The organism is Natronomonas sp., assembly GCF_036625485.1.
Lineage (GTDB): Archaea > Halobacteriota > Halobacteria > Halobacteriales > Haloarculaceae > Natronomonas.
On record NZ_JAZKTR010000178.1, the window covers coordinates 1 to 4,441 of the forward strand.

Annotated in this window: 6 protein-coding genes and 1 tRNA gene; 5 read left to right on the forward strand and 2 right to left on the reverse strand. The window is 63.6% G+C overall.

Annotated elements, in window-relative coordinates:
* The 3 genes from tuf to V5A53_RS13160 all read left to right on the forward strand — a co-directional run.
* Positions 1–1,028: translation elongation factor EF-1 subunit alpha (gene tuf, locus V5A53_RS13150; RefSeq protein WP_332314074.1), on the forward strand; the 1,028-nt coding region annotated here is incomplete at its 5' end.
* Between the two features lie 3 nt (positions 1,029–1,031).
* A complete protein-coding gene (rpsJ, locus tag V5A53_RS13155; RefSeq protein WP_178289712.1) occupies positions 1,032–1,340 on the forward strand; it encodes a 30S ribosomal protein S10 in 309 nt (102 codons plus the stop codon).
* Positions 1,341–1,500: 160 nt separating this feature from the next.
* Positions 1,501–1,572 (forward strand) — tRNA-Ala (locus V5A53_RS13160).
* A gap of 91 nt (positions 1,573–1,663) precedes the next feature.
* Here V5A53_RS13160 and V5A53_RS13165 read toward each other — a convergent pair.
* Positions 1,664–2,134: an FKBP-type peptidyl-prolyl cis-trans isomerase gene (locus tag V5A53_RS13165; protein WP_332314075.1), complete on the reverse strand. Its 471-nt coding sequence runs from the start codon at positions 2,132–2,134 to the stop codon at positions 1,664–1,666.
* Between the two features lie 143 nt (positions 2,135–2,277).
* On the opposite strand from V5A53_RS13165, the gene V5A53_RS13170 reads away from it, so the two are divergent.
* The gene (locus tag V5A53_RS13170; protein ID WP_332314076.1) at positions 2,278–2,781 is read left to right on the forward strand and encodes a hypothetical protein; all 504 of its coding nucleotides are present in this window, start codon (positions 2,278–2,280) and stop codon (positions 2,779–2,781) included.
* Between the two features lie 114 nt (positions 2,782–2,895).
* Positions 2,896–3,207 carry a hypothetical protein gene (locus tag V5A53_RS13175; protein ID WP_332314077.1) on the forward strand — a complete coding sequence of 104 codons (312 nt, stop codon included), beginning with the start codon at positions 2,896–2,898 and terminating at the stop codon, positions 3,205–3,207.
* A gap of 55 nt (positions 3,208–3,262) precedes the next feature.
* On the opposite strand, the gene V5A53_RS13180 is transcribed toward V5A53_RS13175, so the two are convergent.
* A partial coding sequence (locus V5A53_RS13180; protein WP_332314078.1) for a winged helix-turn-helix transcriptional regulator occupies positions 3,263–4,441 on the reverse strand: 1,179 nt, incomplete at its 5' end.

Below are 4,441 nucleotides of genomic sequence, written 5' to 3' on the forward strand. Positions count from 1 at the left end.
ACACGGACACCTACTACTTCACCATCGTCGACTGTCCGGGCCACCGCGACTTCGTCAAGAACATGATCACTGGCGCGAGCCAGGCCGACAACGCGGTCCTCGTCGTCGCCGCTGACGACGGTGTCCAGCCGCAGACCCAGGAGCACGTCTTCCTGGCTCGTACCCTCGGTATCGACGAACTCATCATCGCGGTCAACAAGATGGACCTCGTCGACTACGACGAGAACAAGTACAAGGCAGTCGTTGACGAGGTCAACGAGCTGCTGCAGCAGGTCCGCTTCAACACGGACGACGCCAAGTACATCCCCACCTCGGCCTTCGAGGGCGACAACGTCTCCGAGGACTCCGAGAACACGCCGTGGTACGATGGCCCGACCCTGCTCGAGGCCCTCAACGACCTGCCGGAGCCGCAGCCGCCGACGGACGCGCCGCTGCGCCTCCCGATCCAGGACGTTTACACCATCTCCGGTATCGGTACGGTCCCGGTCGGCCGTATCGAGACGGGTATCCTCAACACCGGCGACAACGTCTCCTTCCAGCCGAGCGACGTCGGCGGCGAGGTCAAGACCATCGAGATGCACCACGAAGAGGTCCCCAAGGCCGAGCCCGGTGACAACGTTGGCTTCAACGTCCGTGGCATCGGCAAGGACGACATCCGCCGTGGTGACGTCTGTGGTCCCGCCGACGACCCGCCGTCGGTCGCCGAGACCTTCCAGGCGCAGGTCGTCGTCATGCAGCACCCGTCGGTCATCACCGCTGGCTACACGCCGGTCTTCCACGCCCACACGGCGCAGGTCGCGTGTACCATCGAGTCCATCGACAAGAAAATCGACCCCTCCTCCGGCGAGGTCGCCGAGGAGAACCCGGACTTCATCCAGTCCGGCGACGCCGCCGTCGTGACTGTCCGACCCCAGAAGCCGCTCAGCATCGAGTCCTCGAACGAGATCCCCGAACTGGGCAGCTTCGCCATCCGTGACATGGGTCAGACCGTCGCGGCCGGCAAGGTCCTCAGCATCAACGAGCGATAACGCATGCAACAGGCACGCGTTCGCCTCGCGGGCACGGCACCCGAGGACCTCGACGACATCACGGAAGACGTCCGCGAGATCGCGGACAAGACCGGCGTCGAGCTTTCAGGCCCGGTTCCGCTCCCGACGAAAACGCTGGAGATCCCCGCTCGCAAGTCCCCCGACGGTGAGGGGACCGCGACGTGGGAGCACTGGGAGATGCGCGTCCACAAGCGTCTCATCGACATCGACGCCGACGAACGCGCGCTCCGCCAGCTGATGCGGATCCAGGTCCCGAACGACGTCTCCATCGAGATCGTCCTCGAAGACTAACGCGACTCCGACGGAGTCGCCGATAGCGAACGAGGACGCTTTCGACCGGTCGTCAGATTCCGGGTTCCGCCCGCCGCAACACTCACGCGCGACTGCTTTCGTCGCCTTTGGTGTTGCAAAACGGAAGGTACAAACGGCCGAATCGATAACTGAAAACCGCGGGCCAGTAGATCAGCGGCAGATCGCTTCCTTCGCAAGGAAGAGGCCCTGGGTTCAAATCCCAGCTGGTCCACTCACTTCTTTCCGCTCACTTCGTTCGCTCCAGCCGTTGGTGGAGCATTGCGAACGGGACGAATCATCGCTAAAAATATCGGGGTTCGCGTTCAGTTGACGTCGACGATCTCGATGTCGAACGTCAGCGTTTCGCCGGCGAGTTGGGGGTTGAAGTCCACTCGAACGACCTCCTCGCCGGAATGGATGATCTCACCGGGTTGGCCGTTCTGGGCTTCGAGGTAGGCGCCCTCCTCGGGCGTCTGGCCGCCGAGCATCTCCCGAAGCTCGTCGGTGTCGAACTCCTGTACGTTCTCCTCGTTTCGTTCGCCGTAGGCTTTCTCGGGCGGAATCGTCAGGGTCGTCGTCTCGCCGGCTTCCATGCCGATCAGCCCCTCTTCCATTCCTTCGATGACCTGTTGGGCCCCGACGTCGACTGTCAACGGGGTGTACTCCCGGTCGGGTTGGGCTTCGGCTAGTCCTGCTTCCTCGGCGACGGCCTCCCGCGAGGTGTCGAATACTGTCTCATCGTCCAGTCGGCCGGTGTATTCGAGGGTCACGGAATCGCCGGTAGTAATCGTCATATGCGGATGAAGGACGCCACACGGAAAACCCATCGTATCCTGCGATGGGTCAACGCACCTTCACCCTGCGTTTCCGTCGGATGGAGGTATCTGTGAGCCGTCCCCCAGAGGATTTACCCCTTATCGAAGCAACACAATCCGGCGTGCGACGGATTCTACTCGTAGTTGCAGTCGTGACGATGGTAGCGTTCTCCGGGTGTGCAGCGCTCAACGGCGGGTCACCGGACGGGACAGCTGACGACGTGGCTGTCGAAAGCGACGACCCCGGAGCGACGAACGTGACGCAAACGCTCCGTATCGACGTCGACGAGACGGCTGCCGACTCCGAGTTGACGGCCATCGGCGCGACCTATCCGCGTGAGAACTTCACCGTCGATGCCGCCCAACACGAACAGATCGAGCTCGGCGTCGACACGGACGGCGACGGTGAACTCGAAGAGGAGTTCAACGAGACCCACATCAGCGGCGTCAACAACAACGAATACTCCTTCGACATCGCCCTCGAGACGGGATACACGCTACAGGAGGGCGACACCGTCGTCGTCAGCTATCCGGCGGTCGACAACCCCTCGGAACCGGGCGACTACGAGGTCGAGATTCGCCTGAACGACGAGCAGAACGCGACCGACACCGTCGAAATCGAATAGGCCGGTCTCTTTTGCCATCCCGATTTCGAGCGGACCACAGGGGTCGTGCTGTTTTTCGCCGCTGTTCTTTCTACTTCATTGATATTTTGTCCCTCTGGATACACCGTTCGGTCAATGAAAACCACGACGGAGCTCATAGACGCGATGAACCGTGCTGAGGAGGGCGAGCACATGACCGTTCGGGTCGAGGGCGATACGTGCGACGGAGAGGTACGGGAAACGCACTACGCGCCGCCTGAGAGCCGCGAGAAAGGTGTCGTGGGCCTCGCTCTTCGAATCGAAGGTGGCGACCGCGACGGCGAGCGACTGGAGGTCCGTTCGACGGCGGAATCGAACACGCAGAAATTCAGCCGGCCAGTCGCGCGGTTTTCGGAACGTGACGAGGCCGGACACGAGGTACTGGATCTGTCGTCCTCGGACGGATAGTCGAGAGCTGTCGGGACAGGGGTTCGATCGACGAGCGGAGCGAAAAAAGACGCCGTCAGTCGGCGCCGCCGACGATGGCGCTGCCGGCAGTGCCGGGCGTGGGCGTCGAGTCGGGTTCGAGCGCGGTCCGGGCCTCTCCGGAGAGCTTGTTCATGACGGCACGGCCCTCGCGTTCGCGCGTGATGATGCCGTCCTCTTCGAGCCGCTGGAGGTGGTGGCTGGTGGTCGAGGGGTCCCGGCCGATGTCGTCGGCGAGGTCGCTGACCGAGGCCGACCCGAGCCGTGCGATGGCGTCGATGATGACGGCGGTCGCCTCGTCGTTGAGTGCGGCGGCGAGTTCGACGCCTTCGGCGTAGGCGGGGTAGAACCGACGCTTGCCCCGCAGTTTGGCGCCGGAGACGAGGTCCTCACGTTCGAGGATCTTGATGTGGTGCCGGGTCGTCGACAGCGGGAGGCCGGCTTCCTCGGAGACCTCCGAGAGGTAGGACCCGGGGGATTCGTTGACGATCTCGTAGACGTCCTCGCGGGCCTCGTGTTCGAGGGGGTCCGAATCGTCGTAGCGGCTGTATCGAAGCGGGAAGATGAAGGGCCGAAGCTTGCTCAGGATGGCGGGCGTCGAGATGCTGGCGCCGATGGACCCGAGGGAGGGAACGCCGCCGGCGACCAGCGGCGTGGTTCGGAGAGCGGCCATCGCGGCGAACAGGCCGAAGCTGATGGCGATGCCGCCAGCCGGGGCGTTCGGAATCGGTTGGCCGCCGCCGGCGTTCGTGGTAGCGACCACAGCGTGGCCGTCGTCGGCATCGTCGGCGTCCGCTGCGGCGGTCTCGTGGACGCTGGAATGGGATGTTTCGCCGTCCGCCCCATCGAACTGTAGCGACTCCTCGGTGGACAACTGGAGGGTGGTAACGTCAGCGGGGTCGGTCGACGTTGGCGAAACGAGCGATTCTCCCAGCGAGAGCGTCTTGACCGAATCCTCGGTCGTCGCCCCGACCGTACTGGTGGTGCCCTCGACGGTATCATCGACCGTATCGGTCGTGTCGTCGACCGTGTCGGTGGTCGTATCGGTCGATTCATCGAGGGCATCGGTCGTGTCGTTGACCACGTCCCGGACCTTCTCAGTCGTGTTCTCGTCGTCGCCGTCGTCGGTCCCGTCGGTCGATGAATCGCCGCCATCGTCCCCGTCGCCGTCGTCGGAGTCGTCTTCGGTATCCTCCGTGCTCGACGTATCGTCGCT